The sequence below is a fragment of the Parazoarcus communis genome (assembly GCF_003111645.1).
Lineage (GTDB): Bacteria > Pseudomonadota > Gammaproteobacteria > Burkholderiales > Rhodocyclaceae > Parazoarcus > Parazoarcus communis_A.
The window spans coordinates 3,733,891-3,752,961 of record NZ_CP022187.1 but is presented as its reverse complement, the minus strand read 5'-3'; the positions used below and the strand labels follow the sequence as shown (position 1 = coordinate 3,752,961).

The 19,071-nt window shown below is 62.9% G+C and carries 17 protein-coding genes; 14 read left to right on the top strand and 3 right to left on the bottom strand.

Annotation, left to right across the window (positions count from 1 at the left end; translation table 11 throughout):
- The first annotated feature begins 109 nt into the window (after window positions 1–109).
- The 5 genes from CEW83_RS17125 to CEW83_RS17105 are packed head-to-tail and all read left to right on the top strand — an operon-like array spanning window position 110 to window position 4,797.
- On the top strand, window positions 110–1,024 hold the full coding sequence (locus tag CEW83_RS17125) for an ABC transporter permease subunit (RefSeq protein ID WP_108951500.1): 915 nt from the start codon (window positions 110–112) through the stop codon (window positions 1,022–1,024).
- Window positions 1,024–2,355: a high-affinity branched-chain amino acid ABC transporter permease LivM gene (gene livM, locus CEW83_RS17120; RefSeq protein WP_108950419.1), complete on the top strand. Its 1,332-nt coding sequence runs from the start codon at window positions 1,024–1,026 to the stop codon at window positions 2,353–2,355. The genes CEW83_RS17125 and livM overlap by 1 nt, the downstream gene beginning before the upstream one ends.
- Window positions 2,352–3,176: an ABC transporter ATP-binding protein gene (locus CEW83_RS17115; RefSeq protein ID WP_108950418.1), complete on the top strand. Its 825-nt coding sequence runs from the start codon at window positions 2,352–2,354 to the stop codon at window positions 3,174–3,176. Before livM ends, CEW83_RS17115 begins: the two co-directional genes overlap by 4 nt.
- Window positions 3,176–3,892 carry an ABC transporter ATP-binding protein gene (locus tag CEW83_RS17110; RefSeq protein ID WP_108951499.1) on the top strand — a complete coding sequence of 239 codons (717 nt, stop codon included), beginning with the start codon at window positions 3,176–3,178 and terminating at the stop codon, window positions 3,890–3,892. The genes CEW83_RS17115 and CEW83_RS17110 overlap by 1 nt, the downstream gene beginning before the upstream one ends.
- Window positions 3,889–4,797 carry a DMT family transporter gene (locus tag CEW83_RS17105; RefSeq protein WP_108950417.1) on the top strand — a complete coding sequence of 303 codons (909 nt, stop codon included), beginning with the start codon at window positions 3,889–3,891 and terminating at the stop codon, window positions 4,795–4,797. Before CEW83_RS17110 ends, CEW83_RS17105 begins: the two co-directional genes overlap by 4 nt.
- Here the strand turns inward: CEW83_RS17105 and CEW83_RS17100 are convergent, their stop codons facing one another.
- Window positions 4,798–5,103: a hypothetical protein gene (locus CEW83_RS17100; protein ID WP_108950416.1), complete on the bottom strand. Its 306-nt coding sequence runs from the start codon at window positions 5,101–5,103 to the stop codon at window positions 4,798–4,800. It lies immediately after the preceding gene.
- 182 nt (window positions 5,104–5,285) lie between these two features.
- The gene (locus CEW83_RS17095) at window positions 5,286–6,524 is read right to left on the bottom strand and encodes an Eco57I restriction-modification methylase domain-containing protein (RefSeq protein WP_108951498.1); all 1,239 of its coding nucleotides are present in this window, start codon (window positions 6,522–6,524) and stop codon (window positions 5,286–5,288) included.
- 229 nt (window positions 6,525–6,753) lie between these two features.
- On the opposite strand from CEW83_RS17095, the gene CEW83_RS17090 reads away from it, so the two are divergent.
- The gene (locus tag CEW83_RS17090; RefSeq protein ID WP_108950415.1) at window positions 6,754–7,272 is read left to right on the top strand and encodes a GNAT family N-acetyltransferase; all 519 of its coding nucleotides are present in this window, start codon (window positions 6,754–6,756) and stop codon (window positions 7,270–7,272) included.
- Window positions 7,273–7,325: 53 nt separating this feature from the next.
- Here the strand turns inward: CEW83_RS17090 and CEW83_RS17085 are convergent, their stop codons facing one another.
- Window positions 7,326–8,225 (bottom strand): LOG family protein, encoded by a 900-nt coding sequence (locus tag CEW83_RS17085; protein ID WP_108950414.1) that lies wholly within the window; start codon window positions 8,223–8,225, stop codon window positions 7,326–7,328.
- A gap of 246 nt (window positions 8,226–8,471) precedes the next feature.
- Here CEW83_RS17085 and CEW83_RS17080 point away from each other — a divergent pair, with 246 nt between their 5' ends.
- From CEW83_RS17080 to CEW83_RS17045, 8 genes are all read left to right on the top strand, one after another.
- Window positions 8,472–9,353 carry a dienelactone hydrolase family protein gene (locus CEW83_RS17080; RefSeq protein WP_108951497.1) on the top strand — a complete coding sequence of 294 codons (882 nt, stop codon included), beginning with the start codon at window positions 8,472–8,474 and terminating at the stop codon, window positions 9,351–9,353.
- A gap of 224 nt (window positions 9,354–9,577) precedes the next feature.
- Entirely contained in the window at window positions 9,578–9,943 is a 366-nt protein-coding gene (locus tag CEW83_RS17075; RefSeq protein WP_108950413.1) for a response regulator, read from the top strand.
- Window positions 9,944–9,978: 35 nt separating this feature from the next.
- Complete coding sequence (locus CEW83_RS17070) at window positions 9,979–11,217, top strand: methyl-accepting chemotaxis protein (protein ID WP_234418884.1); 1,239 nt, start codon at window positions 9,979–9,981, stop codon at window positions 11,215–11,217.
- A 7-nt stretch (window positions 11,218–11,224) separates the two neighbouring features.
- A complete protein-coding gene (locus CEW83_RS17065) occupies window positions 11,225–11,536 on the top strand; it encodes an STAS domain-containing protein (RefSeq protein WP_108950411.1) in 312 nt (103 codons plus the stop codon).
- 14 nt (window positions 11,537–11,550) lie between these two features.
- Window positions 11,551–13,743: a chemotaxis protein CheA gene (locus tag CEW83_RS17060; RefSeq protein ID WP_108950410.1), complete on the top strand. Its 2,193-nt coding sequence runs from the start codon at window positions 11,551–11,553 to the stop codon at window positions 13,741–13,743.
- A gap of 44 nt (window positions 13,744–13,787) precedes the next feature.
- Entirely contained in the window at window positions 13,788–15,974 is a 2,187-nt protein-coding gene (locus CEW83_RS17055; protein ID WP_108950409.1) for a methyl-accepting chemotaxis protein, read from the top strand.
- A 28-nt stretch (window positions 15,975–16,002) separates the two neighbouring features.
- Window positions 16,003–16,548 (top strand): chemotaxis protein CheW, encoded by a 546-nt coding sequence (locus CEW83_RS17050; RefSeq protein ID WP_108950408.1) that lies wholly within the window; start codon window positions 16,003–16,005, stop codon window positions 16,546–16,548.
- Window positions 16,549–16,614: 66 nt separating this feature from the next.
- A complete protein-coding gene (locus CEW83_RS17045; protein WP_108950407.1) occupies window positions 16,615–19,050 on the top strand; it encodes a methyl-accepting chemotaxis protein in 2,436 nt (811 codons plus the stop codon).
- The last annotated feature ends 21 nt before the right edge of the window (window positions 19,051–19,071 follow it).

The following is a 19,071-nucleotide window of genomic DNA, read 5'->3' as shown; positions in this document are numbered from 1 at the left end:
ACGCATGTGCTGCCGCGTCGCAGACAGGGCGAACAAAATCACAAGCTGCGCACGGCAGCCGCATTCGAACGGCGGCAAGCCGTCGCGCAACGACACTCCCGGAGATACCGTGGCCTACGCACTGCAACAACTTATCAACGGCCTCACGCTCGGCTCGATGTACGGGCTGATCGCGATCGGCTACACGATGGTGTACGGCATCATCGGCATGATCAATTTCGCCCACGGCGACATTTTCATGGTCAGCGCCTTCATCGCCGTCACCGCGTTCACGCTGCTCGCAGCAGCCGACGTCACCTCGATTCCGCTCGCGCTGACCTTCGTCCTCATCGTGTCGATCTTCTTCACCTCTGCCTACGGCTGGGCGGTGGAGCGCATCGCCTATCGCCCGCTGCGCGGCTCGACCCGGCTGGCCCCGCTGATCTCGGCCATCGGTATGTCGATCTTCCTGCAGAACGCCGTACAGCTGACTCAGGGTGCGCGGGTCAAACCGATCCCGCCCGTCATCGAAGGCGGCTTCGAGGTCTGGTCCACCCCCGACTTCACCGTGCAGATCGGCTGGAGCCAGCTCATGATCATCGCGGTCACCGTGGTCATGATGGTCGCCTTCACCTGGCTCATCACGCAGACCCCCTTCGGCCGCCAGCAGCGCTCCTGCGAACAGGACCGCACCATGGCCTCGCTGCTCGGCATCAACGTCGATCGCACCATCTCCTTCACATTCATGCTCGGCGCCTCGCTCGCCGCCGTGGCCGGGGTGATGGTGACGGTGTATTACGGCGTGATCGACTTCTACATCGGCTTTCTGGCCGGCATCAAGGCCTTCACCGCAGCGGTGCTGGGCGGCATCGGCTCGCTGCCGGGGGCGATGCTGGGCGGCTTGCTGATCGGCCTCATCGAATCCTTCTGGTCGGCTTATCTGTGGGCAGAGTACAAGGACGTGGCGACCTTCGCCATCCTGTGTCTGGTCCTGATGCTGCGCCCCTCTGGCCTGCTTGGCCGGCCTGAAGTGGAGAAGGTGTGATGAGTACAGTCGTCTTCGCCCGTCACCAGATCACCGCCGCCGAGCGTTTTCGCGACGCCGGCTGGGTGGCCTTCGTTGCCCTCATCCTGGGCATCCCGCTCATCGGCCTGACCACGGTGGATGGCGGCGGTGCACTTGAGGTGAGTACCCGCTTCGGCACCCTGGCCGTCTGTGTTGTCGTCGCCTTTGCCGGCCGCCTCGGCCTGCGCTGGCTGATCGATACCATGGGCGCGCGCAAGCTCGAGCGCCAGCGTGAAGCCGCGGGCAGGTCCGCAGGCATCAGTCCGGTAAAGGTCGTGAATATCCTCGGCTGGATCGCCCTCGGCGCCTCGATCGCCCTGCCGATCATGTATTCGGACAACCGCTACGTGGTCGACACCGCCACCACGGTGCTGATCTACGTCATGCTGGGCTGGGGCCTGAACGTCGTGGTCGGCCTCGCGGGGCTGCTCGACCTCGGCTATGTCGCCTTCTATGCTGTCGGTGCATATTCGTATGCACTGCTGTCCACCCAGTACGGCTGGGGCTTCTGGGAGGCACTGCCGGTGTCGGGCGGCCTCGCCGCCACCTTCGGCATCCTGCTCGGCTACCCGATCCTGCGCCTGCGCGGCGACTACCTGGCCATCGTCACCCTGGGCTTCGGCGAGATCATCCGCATCATCCTGGTGAACTGGACCGAGTTCTCCAATGGCCCCAACGGCATCAGCTCGATTCCGCGTCCCAGCCTGTTCGGCCTTGATTTCACCCGCAGCCCGGCCGAGGGCGAACAGACCTTTGCCAGCTTTTTCGGCATCGAGTATTCGCCGATGCACCGCCTGATCTTTCTGTACTACCTGATCCTGGTGCTGGCCCTGCTCACCCATGCCTTCGTGTCGCGCCTGCGCAAGCTGCCGATCGGACGCGCCTGGGAAGCGCTGCGCGAAGACGAGATCGCATGCCAGGCAATGGGCATGAACACCACCAACATCAAGCTCTCGGCCTTTGCCATCGGTGCGATGCTGGGCGGCTTTGCGGGGGTGTTCTTCGCTGCACGGCAGGGCTTCATTTCGCCCGAGAGCTTCACCTTCACCGAGTCGGCCATCATCCTTGCCATCGTCGTGCTCGGCGGCATGGGCTCGCAGATGGGCGTCGTACTGGCGGCCACGCTGCTGGTGCTGATCCCGGAGTTCGGGCGCAACTTCTCCGAGTACCGGATGTTGCTGTTCGGGGCCGCGATGGTGTTGATCATGGTGTGGAAACCGAGCGGGCTGCTGTCGCACCGCGAACCCACGCTGCGCCTGGCCACCGGCGGCGCAGCCAGCAAGGACGCTGTAAAGGAGACCGCACAATGAGCACGCTGCTATCCGTGCGCGAACTGACGATGCGATTCGGCGGCCTGACCGCGATCGACCAGCTTTCGCTGGAAGTACCGGCGAACAAGATCACCGGCATCATCGGCCCCAATGGCGCCGGCAAGACGACCCTGTTCAACTGTCTGACCGGCTTCTACAAACCGACCACCGGTACCCTGCGCCTGAACCACCCGAGCCGCGGCGAGATCCGTCTGGAGTCACTGCCCAGTCATCGCGTTGCGCGTGACGCCCAGGTGGTGAGGACCTTCCAGAACATTCGCCTGTTCCCCAAGATGACGGTGCTGGAGAACCTGATCGTCGCCCAGCACAACGTGCTGCAGCGCGCGTCGAAGTTTTCCATCGCCGGCATCTTCGCGCTGCCCGGCTATCGCAAGGCGGAAGGCGAGGCGATGGCGCGCGCCGAGACCTGGTTGCGGCGTCTCAAGCTCGAGCAGTTCGCCGACCACGCTGCGGGCGACCTGCCCTACGGCATCCAGCGCCGGATCGAGATCGCGCGCGCGCTGTGCGTCAATCCGGTGCTGTTGTGCCTGGACGAGCCGGCAGCCGGTCTCAACCCGCGCGAATCGGCCGAGCTCAATGAACTGCTGCTCTACCTGAGCGGTGAAATGGGCATTGCCATTCTGCTGATCGAACACGACATGAGCGTGGTCATGAACGTTTCCGACCATATCTGCGTAATCAACTATGGCCGCAAGATCGCCGAGGGGTCGCCCGAAAAGGTGCAGAACGACCCGCATGTGATCAAGGCCTACCTTGGCGAAGACGACGAGGACGAAGCGTCCGGAGGGATCGCAGCATGATGCTGACAATGGAAGGGGTTCACGCCCACTACGGCCACATCCACGCCCTGCACGGCATCGATGTGGAAGTGCAGGTGGGCGAGATCGTCACCCTGATCGGCGCCAACGGCGCCGGCAAATCGACGCTGATGATGAGCCTGTTCGGCAGGCCCCAGGCCTCGGCCGGGCGCATCGTGTTCGACGGCGAGGACATCACCCACCTGCACACGCACGACATTGCCCGCCGCGGCATTGCGCTGGTACCTGAAGGGCGGCGCATCTTTCCGCGCATGACGGTGCTGGAGAACCTGCAGATCGGTGCAGCACAGGCCGACCCGGCCAACTACGAGGCCGACATCGCCCGCGTCTATGCGATGTTCCCCATCCTGCAGGAGCGCCTGTCGCAGCGCGCCGGCACGCTGTCGGGCGGCGAGCAGCAGATGCTCGCCATCGGCCGCGCGCTGATGAGCCGCCCCAAGCTGCTGCTGCTCGACGAACCCTCGCTCGGCCTGGCGCCGATCTACATTCGCCGCATCTTCCAGATCGTGCGCGAACTCAATCAGGATCACGGCATGACCATCCTGCTGGTGGAGCAGAACGCCAACCAGGCGCTGAAGGTCGCGCATCGTGCCTACGTGCTGCAGCATGGCGAGATCACGCTGTCCGGCACCGGGGCCGAACTGCTCGCCAGCCCGGAAGTGCGTGCGGCCTACCTTGAAGGCGGAGGCCACGCTTGAGCGACACCACGACGGCAGCACCGGCACGATGGCTGCCCTTCGTCGTGCTCGGTATCGGCCTGACGGCGATTTCCTTCGGTGCGGTGCTGGCGCGCCTGGCGCAGGCCGAGGGCGTGAGCTCGCTGGCGGTGGCGACCTGGCGCCTGGGCCTGGCGGCCATCATCGTGACCCCGATCGCGCTGATGCAGTCGCGGCAGGATCTGGCACGACTGAGCGGCCGTCAGATGCTGATGGCCGTCGCCGCAGGCTTCTTCCTGGCGCTGCACTTCGCCACCTGGATCAGCTCGCTGGAGTACACCTCGGTGGCCTCGAGCACGGCGCTGGTGACCACCAATCCGCTGTGGATCGGCATCGCCTCCTTCGTGCTGTTTCGCGAGCGGCCGGGCCTGATGATGATTGGCGGCATCGCGCTGTCGCTGGCGGGCAGCCTGTTCATCTTCTGGAGTGACAGCCAGAGCGTTGGCGTGGGCAGCGATCCGATGCTGGGCAACATGCTGGCGCTGGCCGGCAGCTGGTGCTTTTCCGCCTATCTGCTGATCGGGCGCCGGCTGCGCGCAGGGCTGGGCCTGTCGGCCTACATCTGGCTCGCCTACGGTGCGGCAGGCCTGTTCCTGTTTGCCGCCAGCAACATCGGCGGCGTCAGCCTGTTCGCGCACTCGAGCATGGCCTGGCTGGTGCTGCTGGGCATGGCGCTCGGCCCGCAGTTGCTGGGGCACACGTCCTACAACTGGTCGCTGCGCTACGTCTCGGCCACCTTCATTGCGGTGGTGACGCTGGGCGAGCCGGTAGGGAGCGCAATCCTCGCCTTCATCATCTTCGGCGAGGGCTTCGCGCCACTGCAGTTCGTCGGCTTCAGCCTGCTGCTGGTGGGAATCTACCTTGCTGCGCGGGGCGAGCAGCGCTGATCAGGCGAAAGACTGGTTGAGGTAACGCACCTCGTCCTGCGACAGGCGGAGCCCGACACGCTCGAGGCGGGCGAGCGTGTCTTCCAGTTCCCAGGGCGCGGCGATGCAGTACTTGCGCCCGTCCGTGGTCTGCATGTGCAGCCAGAAGGCATTCACATCGGACACACGACGGAGATAGAGGCGTGCAACCCGGGCCGGCTCGGCTTCGGCAAGCGCGAGGCCATCGACCTTCTTGCGCATGCCGCGAAAATACGACGCGGCAAGGCCTGCAACCACCAGAACGACAACCCCAGTCACTTCAAGCATCCCGACACTCCTTATCCGTCTTGCTGCTGTTGCAGCCGACCCGGCGCATGTGCGGGGCCAACTGTGTTCAGTCACAATGTGGGACGAAGCGTAACGCAGAGCTTAGAACCGCAACCCGTGGTCCATTCGATATCCTTAGATCGAATATCTATAAAGAGCGCGCAAGGGACCACGCAGGGCGCTCAGGGCAGGAAGGCGGAGAAGGTCGCCGGCAGCGGCGCATGCTCTAGGCTGCGCTGGGTGAACAGGAAGCGACCGTCGCAGACAAAACCGAGGTCGGCCCACGCCACCGCGTTCAGCGCATCGCGGAAGGCCTCGAGGTCGGCATCGGCACGGCGCGGAAAGACTGCCAGCACCGCGCCATCGTAATCCGTACACGGATGAAGGAAGAAGGGACTTGCGACCCGGGTGCGTCCATTCACATACACGCGTGGCAGCGCGCTGCGGTAGTGCAGGCGCCCCCACATCCACCAGTTGGACTCATCGAAGCGCGCCACCTTGCGCTGCAGCAGGCGCGTCTTGTGTGCATCGAGCACCGGCGGCGGCGGCTCGCCGGGCTCAGTCCAGATCATGCGCCGGGTCTCGCCGGTACTGACGGTGGATGAACAGACGAAGTCCCGGCTGCCATGCCGTGCATCGGCAAACAGTTCGTCGGCGCCCGATACCGCCCCGACCTTGACGAAGGCCACATCGGCCAGACGCAGCGGATAGTCCCCGCGCGCGAACATCAGGTGCCCGCCCGCCTCGACGAAATGCCGGGTTTCCCACGCCGGCGCCCGCAGCGCAGCCCCGATGTCGTCGCCCGTGCCAAGCTCAAGGTAACGCATGCTGCGTTCGCGACAGCCCTTCTCGAAACGCCAGATCAGACAGTTGGGCACGGCATCATCGAACACCCGCGCATCGCCGAGCTCGATGGCGTCGGTAATCGAGCCGGTCTCGTACAGCAGGCGGTTCAGATGCACCGCGGATGTTGCCTTGAGGAAATCGCGCGGCGTGATGAAGATCAGCTCGCCCCCCGGTACCAGATGGCGCACGCACTTTTCGATGAAGAACAGATAGAGATTGGAGCGCCCGTCGAAGCGCGCGTCCGGGCGGGTCGCCGTCAGGCGCTTGCGCGTGGCTTCGGGCACGTCCTGGAAGCGCACATAGGGCGGATTGCCGATGATGGTGTCGAACTGCTCGCTGTCCGGATAGGCGAAGAAGTCGATGTTGAGCGCGCCCGGCGGACAATAGTCGGCATCGAACTCGATGCCGACCGCCCCCGGCAGGTGCTGCAGAAACGCACCGTCGCCGCAGGAGGGCTCGAGCACACGGCCACTGTTGCGCCTGAGCGCGAGCATGGCGTGCACCACCGGCTGCGGGGTGAAGATCTGCCCCATCGCGGCGACATCACGCAGACCGAGTCCGAGTTGGGCGCTCATGCGCAGTCCCGCCACAATGGCGACGCCGGGCGCTTGCAGCGCGGCCGGGCGGAACGGTGAAGGACACTCATCATCGAAGCAGTCGAAACGCAGAAGGGATGCGACGATAACCCCGCCCGCCGGCACATGCAAACCCTGTGCTCACGGGCACATGAAAGGTGCATCGACGCGGAGCGTCGGTTACAGTCTCGCCACGTCGAAGCCCCACACCGCTCACACCCAACACACCATGCAACTTGTCGACTGCAGCCCCGAACGCCACGCCGGTGCCATCCTCGATCTGCTCAACGATGCGATCCTGCATTCGACCGCACTGTACGAATACACCCCGCGCCCGCCGCAGAGCATGGACGCATGGTTTGCCGGCAAGCGCCAGGGCGGCTTTCCGGTGATCGGGCTGGAACACGAGGGGCGGCTCGCAGGCTTTGCCAGCTATGGCAGCTTTCGCGCCTACCCGGCGTTCAAGTACTCGGTTGAGCATTCGGTCTATGTGCACGCCGATTATCGCGGTCGCGGCGTTGGGCGGACGCTGCTGCAGGCGCTGATCGAGCGCGCGCGCCAGCACCAGCGCCACCTGCTGGTCGGCGCCATCGATGCTGGCAACGCGGCGAGCATTGCCCTTCACACCGGGCTCGGCTTCGTGCACGCGGGCACCCTGCCGCAGGCCGGCTTCAAGTTCGGGCGCTGGCTCGATCTCGCCTTCTACCAGCTCACGCTCGATACGCCTGAGGCCCCTGCAGACGGCTGAGTGCCTCAGGCACCGACACCGGCCACCTGAAGCACACATCCCGCATCGCCTTATCAGGCTGCGCGGTTCTGCCTCGCGGTCAGCTCCGGATCGTCATCCCGGTAGGTACGCTTGATGATGTCCCAGGCCTCCTCGGCGCTCTCCGCATAGTGGATCAGGCCGAGGTCGGCGTGGCTGATCACGCCCTCGTCCGCCAGGGCCTCGAAATTGACCACGCGGTCCCAGAACGCTCGGCCGAACAGCACGATCGGGCGCCGGCGGATCTTGCGCGTCTGCGCCAGTGTCAGCACCTCGAACAGCTCGTCCATGGTGCCAAAGCCGCCCGGAAAACTGACCAGCGCCACGGCCCGCATCAGGAAGTGCATCTTGCGGATGGCGAAGTAGTGGAACTGGAAACACAGTTCGGGCGTGATGTAGGGGTTGGGATCTTCCTCGAACGGCAGGTGGATGCTCATGCCCATGCTGCGGCCGCCGGCGTCGTACGCGCCGCGGTTGCCCGCCTCCATGATGCCGGGGCCACCACCGGTGGTGATGATCACCGGCTCGCCCAGTGCGTCGGCATCGCGGGTGACGAGCTCGGCAAAGCGTCGCGCCTCCTCGTAGTAGCGCACATTGGCCACCATGCGTTCGGCGTGGCGGATCGCATCGGGGTGGCCGGCATCCTGCGCGGACGCCAGCATGGCCTCGGCCTCTTCACGCGCCTTGAAGCGCGCGCTGCCGAAAATGACGATGGTGGACTCCACACCCTGGTCCTGCTGGATCAGTTCGGGTTTCATCAGCTCGAGCTGCATGCGTACCGGACGCAACTCTTCACGCAACAGGAACTCGGTATCCGCATAGGCCATGCCGTAGGAACTGCCGGGCCCTGCATAGCGGGAAGGCAGGCGCACAGTGGCCGCCTCGTCCTGAGCCGAGGGGAAATTGCGCGCCTTGAGGGGACTCTTCTTGTCCATGATGATTCTCCGATGCACGAGGATCTCGCGCGGTTATTGTTGCACTGCAACATTTCCAATTGCAAGCAGATTCGTCACTGCTCCGCACCCTGCAGCCGGCAGCACCCACAAGGGCGAAAACGGGTAATCTTCAATGACAGACACAAGCGGGAACTCTTTTGGTGGCAACAGATCCATTACGACGCCATCCATGCTTCAGTCGCTTTTCATTGTCCGCGCCGTACCAAAATCCAACAGGAGATGCGCATGTCCCGAGACACGAATGCAAAGACCGCCGAGTTCGACAGCCTGCTGCCTTCGGCACAGCTCAATCGCCGGGCCTTCATCACCACGCTGACTGCTGCGGGCTTTGCGCTTGCGGTACAGCCAGTCCAGGCCAGCACCGTGATCAACACCGACAGCGCAGGGCTGGACACCGGCAATGCGACGGTCAACACGGCCACGGGCGAACTCCCGCTGTATTTTGCACGACCGGCAGGCGGAATGAAGCTGCCGACGGTGCTGGTGATACAGGAAATCTTCGGTGTGCATGAGCACATCCGCGACGTCTGCCGGCGCCTCGCCAAGCAGGGCTACCTCGCCATCGCACCCGAACTGTATTTCCGCCAGGGCGATCCGACCAAGCTGGACAACGTCGGCGCCATCCTCTCAGGCATCGTATCCAAGGTCCCCGACGCACAGGTCATGAGCGACCTCGACGCCTGCGCAGCCTGGGCGCCTGGGCACGGTGGCGACGCGGCGCGCCTGGCGATCACCGGGTTCTGCTGGGGTGGCCGCATCACCTGGCTGTACGCCGCGCACAACCCGAAACTGCGCGCAGCCGTGGCCTGGTACGGACGCCTCGACGGCGCGCCCTCCGAGCTCATGCCCAAGCATCCGCTCGACATTGCCGGCAGCCTGCACGCACCGGTGCTGGGGCTGTACGGCGGCAAGGACCAGGGCATCCCCGTGGTCGATGTCGATGCGATGCGCGACGCGCTGAAGAAGGCGGGCAAGGCTGGAGAACTGGTTGTCTATCCCGACGCCCCGCATGCATTCAATGCGGACTACCGCCCGAGCTATCGCCCAACCGAGGCGGCAGACGGCTGGAAGCGCATGCTGGCCTGGTTCGAGCGCAACGGCGTGTAGCTTTTCACGAGTAGTGTGTGTTTAGTGCCACAAGCGTATGAATTTCGTCACAATGGAAACGTCACAATGGAAACGTAGCATTACTTTACCGGTAAAGTAATGCTCACTTCTACCGTTGACTGTTCACGCTGCGGCGCGAGCCAATCGGCGTACATCAACGTGCCCACCTGGACGGGCAAGGCTTGATCGGCTTTGCCCGTTTTCCTGAGATTCAATCCGCACACATGAAAACAATCTTTCTGGTCGACGACTCCGCCACCATCCTGCTGTCCATTTCGGGCATTCTGACCAAGGCCGCGTACGGCGTGGAAAAGGCATCCAATGCCGCCGATGCGTTGAAGAAGTTCCAGTCCGGCGTCAAGGTGGATCTGTTGATCACCGATCTCAACATGCCGGGCATGAATGGAATCGACTTCATCAAGGAAGTCCGCAAGCTGCCGAATTACCGCTTCATGCCCATCCTGTTCCTGACCACCGAGTCGCAACAGTCCAAGAAGGCGGAAGCCAAGGCCGCCGGGGCGTCCGGCTGGATCGTCAAGCCTGCATCCGCCGACGAACTGCTCAACACCATCAAACTCGTGATGCGCTAAGAATGCCGCTCAATACACTACTTCGCCGGTCGAGCATGGTCTTTGCAACCGTCGCCACAGGCGCCGGTCTCGTAGTGTTCTTTTTCAATGGGTGGTTTCACGAGGTGTTTCTACCCGGCGTCGGCCTGTCGCAGCCGGTCGGCGATGCCGTAGGCGCCATGCTGATCGTCGCCGTGGCCTACATCGGGCAACGCCTCGTGTCACTTGCGTTCTTCAAGGACGGGATGCTCGGCATGTCCACCCGCCAGAGCGAGCTCGAGCACGCCTCGGAAAACGTCGGCGCGGTTGCGGACGAGGTCGCGCAGGAACTTCGCGTCGTGCCCACCTACAACGATGTGTTGCGCAAACAGCTCGACAGCGTCGTGCAGCAGACCGAAAAGGCGGCCTACGACATCACCGAGCGCCTGCAGGCCATCGACGAGGTCGTAGGCCGCCTCGGCGCCTTCGTCGCCGAAAGCTCGGCCGAGTCGAACGAGATGGCGCACGCTTCCGAAGCCCGTATCGCCGCAAACCAGAAACTGATCGCGGACATGCGCAAGTACATCAGCTTCCGGATCGAGGAAACGCAAGCTGACCAGGTACGCGTGGGCCAGGTGGTCAAGGAAGCGCGCTCGCTCGAGTCGCTCACCCGCCTGATCAAGGACATTGCCGCCCAGACCAATCTGCTCGCGCTCAATGCCGCCATCGAAGCGGCCCGTGCAGGTGAAGCCGGGCGTGGGTTCGCGGTGGTCGCGGACGAAGTGCGCAAGCTCTCGGCCGAGACCGAGAAGGCGGTTGTCCTGATCAACCGGGGCATTCTCAGCGTGGCCAGCACGATTGAAACCCAGTTGCAGGAAAAGCTGTCATCGGTCAATCTCGAGAGCGAACAGGCCGCACTGAATCAATTCGCTGATCAACTGAGCGAACTGGGCCACAGCTATGAGGAAATCCTCGTGCATCAGGGCCATGTGATTGACACCGTGCGCACCAGCAGCGAAGCGCTGGCAACCATGTTCATGTCTGCCCTGGCAAGCGTACAGTTCCAGGACGTCACCCGCCAGCAGATCGAGCACACCTCGGACTCCCTGACCCGCCTCGATGGGCATCTCGGCGTTCTCGCCGAGCGCCTCGGACAATCGGAAGAACCGGATTTCAGCTACATCCCGCTGTCGCAGCACCTGGACGAGATCTATTCGAACTACGTGATGGACCAGCAGCGTCATACGCACCATACGGCCCTGCACGAAACCGACAACGCAAGCAGTGGCCAGGGCGCCAAGATAGAACTCTTCTGAGGTGGCAATGAGCGATTCTCGATCCGGCACCCGGGTGGCGATCGTCGATGACATGACGATCTACAACGCCAGCGCACAGAAACAGCAGCTGCTCGACGCACTTGCAGTCCACGATGAGATCGAGATCGATCTGTCGGCGGTGGCAGAAATCGACACCGCGGGCATCCAGTTGCTGATACTGGTCAAGCGCGAGGCCAGCAGGCTGGGGAAGCGCGCCGTTCTCGTCGCCCACAGTGCGGCTGTGCGTGAAGTCGTCGACTTCTTCAATCTCGCAGCCAGCTTCGGCGACCCGATGCTCATCCCCGCCCGAGAAGGCTAACGCCCGGACCCATCATGGACGAAATCACCACCGTTTTCGTAACTGAAAGCCGCGAACAGCTTGCCGCGCTCGAGGATGCCCTGCTGCAACTCGAAGGCAGCCCCGAGGACAGCGACATCCTCAACGCCGTCTTTCGATCCGCCCACACCATCAAGGGCGGCGCAGGTGTCGTTGAATGCGGCTTCATCGTGTCCTTCACCCACGTGGTGGAGAACGTACTCGACCGGCTGCGCAATGGCGAGATCAAGCTCAGCGGCGACCTCGTCGCCTTGCTGCTTGCCTGTTCGGATCATATCGGCAACCTGCTCGACGTCCTCGCCGCCGGTACGCCAGCGCCCGATGCGGACCTGGCCGCCGAAGGCAGCGCCCTGCTGAACCGGTTGCAACGAGACTGGCTGGAAAAGGGCAACGGTGGCGATGCACCGTCGTCGGCGCCGCCCTCGGCGCGCGACGAGCCCCTGCACAGTTCGGGCGGTGGCGAAGTGGAGACGGATTGCTGGCACATTTCGCTGCGGTTCGGCCCCGATGTCCTTCGCAATGGCATGGACCCGCTGGCCTTTCTGCGTTACCTCACCTCGATCGGCAGGATCGTGCTGCTGGAAACCCTCGCGGACAGCATGCCGAATGCTGACGAAATGAATCCGGAAGCCTGTTATCTCGGCTTCGAGATCAGTTTTGCGTCGACGGCTGACAAGGCCAGCATCGAACGCGTGTTCGATTTCGTGCGCGACGATTGCACGCTGCACATCCTGCCACCTCACAGCAAGCTGTCCGACTATGTCGCCCTGGTGAACCAGCTGCCCGAAGACCCGATGCGGCTGGGTGAGATCCTGGTCCGGGTGGGGGCACTGACCCAGGCCGAACTCGATGAGGGTCTCCGCAAGCAGGAGGCGCCACCTGGAAGCGATAGCGCCGATTCCGCTCCGCCGATTCCGCTCGGGGAAATTCTGGTCGAACAGAAGGTTGTCAGCCCCGAGCTCGTCGATGCCGCCATCGTCAAGCAGAAGCAAGTCACTGACAAGCGTGCAGCCGAAGCACGGCTCATCCGCATTCCCGCGGACAAGCTCGACAAGCTCATCGACCTCGTCGGCGAGCTTGTCATTGCGGGGGCCAGCGTCAACCTGCTGGCGACCAACACCGGCATCGGCGAACTCATCGAAGCCACATCGCTTACCGGGCGCCTGGTCGAGAGCATTCGCGATGCCGCACTGCAGCTGCGCATGGTGCAGATCGGCGAGACCTTCAACCGCTTCACCCGCGTTGTCCGCGATGTATCACGAGAACTCGGCAAGGACATCGAGCTGTCGATTTCCGGCGGCGACACCGAGCTCGACAAGTCGATGGTCGAGAAGATTGGCGATCCGCTCATGCACCTTGTGCGCAACGCCATGGACCACGGCATCGAAGCCCCGGATGTCCGCGTCGCCAATGGCAAGCCCGCACGCGGGCGGCTCGAACTGAACGCCTTTCACGACTCCGGCAGCATCATCATCGAAGTCGCCGACGACGGCGGCGGACTCAATCGCGATCGCATCATGGCCAAGGCAGTGGAGCGCGGCCTGATCCAGCCCGGCCAGGTCCTGACCGACGCCGAGACATACAACCTCATCTTCGAGGCCGGCTTTTCAACCGCCGAGCAGGTCAGCAACCTTTCCGGTCGCGGCGTCGGCATGGATGTCGTGAGGCGCAATATCCAGAGCCTGCGCGGTACCGTCGAAGTCAGTTCGACAGCGGGCCAGGGCTCCCGCTTCGCGATCCGCCTGCCGCTCACGCTGGCCATCATCGACGGTTTTCTGGTCGGGGTGGGTCGGTCCGCCTACGTCATCCCGCTTGACTCGGTGGTCGAATGCATCGAACTCACCCGGGATTCGGACGGACGCGATTACATCAACCTGCGCGGCGAAGTACTGCCTTTCGTGCGCTTGCGCGAAATGTTCGAGTTCCGCGGCGAAGCACCCGCACGGCAGAACGTTGTGGTGGTCCAGTACGCCGGGCTCAAGGCAGGCATTGTCGTCGACAACCTGATGGGCGAATTCCAGACAGTGATCAAACCGCTGGGCACCATCTTTCACCATGTGAAAGGCATCGGCGGATCGACCATCCTCGGCAGTGGCGAGGTGGCGCTGATTCTCGACGTTCAGGCGCTCATACAGCGCTGCACTGCACACGAAACACAACGGGCCGAGCAACCCGCCTCGATCCGATAGCCGATCATCCAGATCCTTGAATTCAGCTTGTGAGGGAGAACGTTTTGAAGAACCTTAAGATTGGTGTCCGACTCGGCATTGCATTCGCGCTTGTCATTTCCTTGCTGATCCTGATCGCAGTGATCAGCCTGCAGCGTATCGGATCGCTTGCCGGCGAAATCGATATATTGGTCAATGACCGCTATATCAAGACGGTCTGGGCGAACAATGTCATAGACCAGGTAAACGTCGTTGCGCGCGTGACGAGAAACGCACTGCTCGTGACCAACCCGTCGGATGCTGAACGCGAGCTCGCGAGAATTCCGCCCGCCTCGGCGATCATCACGGAAAATCTCGACCGGCTGAAGAACAGCATCACGACCGACAAGGGCAAAGAGATACTCGGCCACGTCGCGAAGGCGCGTGGCGAATACGTGAGCACGCTGCGGCAACTGGAGAGTCTGGTCAGGTCCAATGCCAAGGCCGACGCCGTCACCTTGCTAGTGGGCGACATGCGTACGACGCAGGCGAACTATCTGGACGCCATCAACAATCTCATCGAGTACCAAAGCTCGCTGATGACCGAGGATGGCAAACATGCGATCGAGATCGCCGGCGATTCACGTCAGCTGATGATCGTACTAGCGGTCGTCGCCGCCTTGCTCGCGGCCGCACTGGCGATGCTGATCGCACGTTCCATCACGCGCCCGGTCGGGCTTGCGGTCTCAGCCGCCAAGAAAATGTCCGTCGGAGACTTCAGCTTCGAGCTCCAGTCCGACGCCAAGGACGAGGTGGGTGAAGTCCTGCGTGCGGTCGCAAGCGTGCAGACCAGTGTAAAGACCATGGTCGACGATGCGTCGATGCTGTCGGCTGCGGCGGTGGCAGGCAAACTGTCGACGCGCGCCGATGCCGACAAGCATCCGGGTGACTTCCGCAAGATTGTCGACGGCGTGAACCAGACGCTGGACGCGGTGATCGGCCCGCTCAACGTCACCGCGAAATACGTCGACGAAATCTCCAAGGGCATCATCCCGCCGACCATTACCGAGAAATACAACGGCGACTTCGACCTCATCAAGACCAACCTGAACAACATGGTCAAGATGATGGGCGAACTGCTGGCGCAGACCGACATCATCATCCAGGCTGCTGCTGCGGGCGAGCTGGACAAGCGCGCCAATGCCTCACTCTTCGTCGGTGGCTGGAACCAGCTGGTGAGCGGGGTGAACCAGACACTGGAAAACGTGGTCGGTCCGATCAACGACGTGCGCCGCGTCATGGCTGCAATGGAACAGGGCGACATGACGCAGTCCATCACCAGCAACTACCGTGGAGATTTCGACGCACTCAAGCAGGCCATCAACAACACGATCAGTCGATTGGCCGAAACCATCAATCAGATCAATACCGCCGCCGACGCGCTCAACAATGCCGCAGCGCAGGTCTCGGCCACGGCGCAGTCGCTGAGCCAGTCGTCGTCGGAACAGGCCGCCAGCGTCGAAGAGTCCTCCGCTTCGATCGAGCAGATGACCGCATCGATCAACCAGAACTCCGAGAACGCCAAGGTGACCGACGGCATGGCCGCCAAATCCTCGACCGAAGCGGTCGAAGGGGGCGAAGCGGTCAAGAACACGGTGACCGCCATGAAGGACATTGCCGGCAAGATCGGCATCATTGACGACATCGCCTATCAGACCAACCTGCTGGCGCTGAACGCGGCCATTGAAGCAGCGCGTGCGGGCGAGCATGGCAAGGGTTTTGCCGTCGTCGCCGCCGAGGTGCGCAAACTGGCGGAACGCAGTCAGGTCGCCGCGCAGGAGATCGGCAAGCTCGCCGGAAATTCGGTGAACCTGGCCGAACGGGCAGGCGAGCTGCTCGACGAGATGGTGCCATCGATCCGCAAGACTTCCGACCTCGTGCAGGAGATCGCCTCGGCCAGTCAGGAACAAAGCGCCGGCGTAGTGCAGATCAACAGTGCGATGAATCAGCTCAACAAGGCCACGCAGCAGAACGCTTCCGCCTCCGAGGAGCTTGCCGCAACGGCGGAAGAACTGGGCGGACAGGCCGGTCAGTTGCAGGAGATCATGGGCTTCTTCAATGTCGGTGGCAGTGCTGCAGGCAAGCCAAGTGCAGCCGCACGCAAGTCCGGGCCGCGGGGCACGCTGTCAGCCGCGCCCGCCGCTTCGACGACGGCGCGATCGGCTCGCAGCAGACCGGTCAGCTTCTCCGAATCCGATTTTGAAAAGTTCTGAACCTGAACACAGCGCAGGAGCCGGAACAATGAATCAGGTCGTCGCAAGTGGCACGCGCCAGGTGAGCACCAAGCGCGAGGCGGGGGACGACACCCCCGCCCAGTACCTCACCTTCAGTCTCGGGGGCGAGGTGTTTGCCCTCGGCATTCTCAACGTCAAGGAAATCATCGAGTTCGGCAGCGTGACCGAGATTCCGATGATGCCGGTCTTCATTCGCGGGGTAATCAATCTGCGCGGAGCGGTCGTGCCCGTCATCGACCTCTCCGCCCGCTTTGGCGGCACCGCCACCACGGTGTCCCGTCGTACCTGCATCGTCATCGTCGAAATCGACAGCGAAGATGGCAAGCAGGATCTCGGCGTCATTGTCGATGCCGTCAATGAAGTACTGGAAATTCCCCGCGCCGAAATTGAACCGCCCCCGAGTTTCGGCGCCAAGATTCGTGCCGACTTCATTCAGGGCATGGGCAAGGTGGACGGCCGCTTCGTGATCATTCTCAATGTCGACCGGGTGCTGTCGACAGCGGAAATCGCAATGCTTGCACGAATGGGCAACGAAGACGGCAACGCGGCCTGAGAATAATGACCGCCGGCGCGATGTCAGCCGCATGAGCTGATATCGCTCACGGCGGAAGGGGACATCATGAACAATGCTGGCTATGGATGGCGCTCCATCCGTCTGCGCCTATTCATTCTGTTTGCGCTCGTTGTCATTGGCGCCGGCTATTACGCAACATCCGACCTGCTTCGTCAGTGGCGTGCCGAAACGGAGCTTGACCAGCTGGCGACACTCGGCCGCCTGTCCATCGCATCCAGTGCCGTCGCGCACGAATTGCAAAAGGAACGCGGCCTGTCCGCCGGTTTCATCGCGTCCAAAGGGGTCCGTTTCAGCGAGGAACTCCGGTCACAGCGCAAATTGTCGATTTCCGCGTTTGCCGTACTGGCCGACACGCTTGACCGCGCAAAACTGCAGGAACTCGATGCGAACATCCGCAGCGGTGTGGATTCGGCCCGCACGCAAGTCGAAAATCTCTCTTCGATCCGCGCCGACATCGATTCAGGCCGGGCAACGCCGGCGCAGTCCTTTACTGCCTACACCGCCGCAATCGAAAAGCTGCTCATGGTCGTAGAGCACAGTGCGGCGAGCGCGAGCAACGCCGAGATTTCACGCGAGATAACCGCTTATCTGATGTACCTGAATGCAAAGGAACAAGCCGGCCGTGAGCGCGCCACCCTGAACGGCGTCTTCACTTCGAACAGCTTCGACCCCGCCACCTACCGCCGCTACGTAACGCTGCTGGCCACCCAATCGACCTATTTGCATGCGTTCGCGATTTACGCCGACGCCGAAGCCAGGGCCCTTCACCAGGCCTTGACGGATACCGCCCCGAGCAGAGAGGTCGAGCGCATGCGCCAGACCGCGTTCGACAAAGCGCAGAGCGGCGGGTTCGATATCGATCCGTCGGACTGGTTCCAACAGATCACCGCAAAGATTGATGGCATGAAATCGGTCGAAGATCATCTCGCACGCCAGGTCGCGAGCATGAGCGAAAGAATGGCCGCAGGTGCAGCCCGGCAGATGGCAGTGTCGGCCATGACGATGATCGCAATGGCTGTGCTTGCCCTGGTCTTCGGCCTGCAGGTCCGCCGGATGCTGCGCACACTGCACCTGACCGCGCTCAATGCCCGGTGCATTGCGGCCGGCGATCTCGATCATGCCATCATCGTCACGCAGCACGATGAACTGGGCGAAATCGACTTGGCGCTGGGCGAAGTCCAACGCAATGTGCATGCGATGATGGACGATGCCGTCATGCTTTCCGAATCCGCTGTTGGTGGAATTCTGTCAACCCGCGCCGACGCAAACCGGCATCAAGGCGGTTACCGCAAGATCATCGAAGGGGTGAACGCAACGCTGGACGCGGTTGTCGGCCCCTTGAGCATCGCCGCCGATTACGTCGACCGCATTTCCCGTGGCGCCATCCCGCCGCGGATCACCGAGGCTTACAACGGTGATTTCAACACCATCAAGAACAACCTCAATACGTGCATCGACGCCATCGGCGCCCTCGTCGCCGACGCCACCATGCTGGCACAGGCAGGCCTGAACGGCCAACTCCAGATCCGCGCCGACGCCGGTCGACACCAGGGCGATTACCGAAAGATCGTCGACGGCGTCAATAGCACGCTTGACGCCGTCATCGCGCCAATCGACGAGGTCAAGCACATCATGCTCGCGCTGAGCCAGGGTGACCTCACGCAGCGGATCGACGCCCGCTACGCGGGTGATTTCGAGGTCCTCGAGAATGCGGTAAATGAGTCGCTGGATAAACTCGCAGCCATCATCGAGCAGGTGCGCACGGCCGCCGACGCGCTCTCGAGCGCTGCCGGCCAAGTCTCCTCGACCGCCCAGAGCTTGTCCCAGGCCTCTTCCGAGCAAGCAGCCAGCGTAGAGGAGTCCCTGGCCTCGATCGAGCAGATGACCGCATCGATCAACCAGAACTCCGAGAACGCCAAGGTGACCGATGGCATGGCCGCCAAGTCCTCGACCGAAGCAGTCGAAGGGGGCGAAGCGGTCAAGAACACGGTGACCGCCATGAAGGACATTGCCGGCAAGATCGGCATCATCGACGACATCGCCTATCAGACCAACCTGCTGGCGCTGAACGCGGCCATCGAAGCGGCGCGTGCAGGCGAGCATGGCAAGGGCTTTGCCGTCGTCGCCGCCGAGGTGCGCAAACTGGCGGAACGCAGTCAGGTCGCCGCGCAGCAGATCGGCCAACTCGCCGGAAATTCGGTCAATCTGGCCGAACGCGCAGGCGCGTTGCTCGGCGAGATGGTGCCCTCCATCCGCAAGACTTCCGACCTGGTGCAGGAGATCACCTCGGCCAGTCAGGAACAAAGTGCCGGCGTGGTGCAGATCAACGGCGCCATGAGCCAGCTCAGCAAAGCCACGCAGCAGAACGCATCGGCCTCGGAGGAGCTTGCGGCCACCGCGGAGGAGTTGGGGGGACAGGCTGCCCAGTTGCAGGAAACCATGGCGTTCTTTGCCGTCAATACCGACAGGTCATGCCACTAGTGCCACGCCGGAATACCGCTC

Coding starts and splice junctions, on each gene's coding strand:
- CEW83_RS17115 (WP_108950418.1), top strand. CDS start 2,352: ATGAGCACGCTGCTATCCGTGCGCGAACTGACGATGCGATTCGGCGGC.
- CEW83_RS17080 (WP_108951497.1), top strand. CDS start 8,472: ATGTCCCGAGACACGAATGCAAAGACCGCCGAGTTCGACAGCCTGCTG.
- CEW83_RS17085 (WP_108950414.1), bottom strand. CDS start 8,225: ATGGACAAGAAGAGTCCCCTCAAGGCGCGCAATTTCCCCTCGGCTCAG.
- CEW83_RS17045 (WP_108950407.1), top strand. CDS start 16,615: ATGAACAATGCTGGCTATGGATGGCGCTCCATCCGTCTGCGCCTATTC.
- CEW83_RS17110 (WP_108951499.1), top strand. CDS start 3,176: ATGCTGACAATGGAAGGGGTTCACGCCCACTACGGCCACATCCACGCC.
- CEW83_RS17060 (WP_108950410.1), top strand. CDS start 11,551: ATGGACGAAATCACCACCGTTTTCGTAACTGAAAGCCGCGAACAGCTT.
- CEW83_RS17065 (WP_108950411.1), top strand. CDS start 11,225: ATGAGCGATTCTCGATCCGGCACCCGGGTGGCGATCGTCGATGACATG.
- CEW83_RS17100 (WP_108950416.1), bottom strand. CDS start 5,103: ATGCTTGAAGTGACTGGGGTTGTCGTTCTGGTGGTTGCAGGCCTTGCC.
- CEW83_RS17090 (WP_108950415.1), top strand. CDS start 6,754: ATGCAACTTGTCGACTGCAGCCCCGAACGCCACGCCGGTGCCATCCTC.
- CEW83_RS17050 (WP_108950408.1), top strand. CDS start 16,003: ATGAATCAGGTCGTCGCAAGTGGCACGCGCCAGGTGAGCACCAAGCGC.
- CEW83_RS17070 (WP_234418884.1), top strand. CDS start 9,979: ATGGTCTTTGCAACCGTCGCCACAGGCGCCGGTCTCGTAGTGTTCTTT.
- livM (WP_108950419.1), top strand. CDS start 1,024: ATGAGTACAGTCGTCTTCGCCCGTCACCAGATCACCGCCGCCGAGCGT.
- CEW83_RS17095 (WP_108951498.1), bottom strand. CDS start 6,524: ATGAGCGCCCAACTCGGACTCGGTCTGCGTGATGTCGCCGCGATGGGG.
- CEW83_RS17075 (WP_108950413.1), top strand. CDS start 9,578: ATGAAAACAATCTTTCTGGTCGACGACTCCGCCACCATCCTGCTGTCC.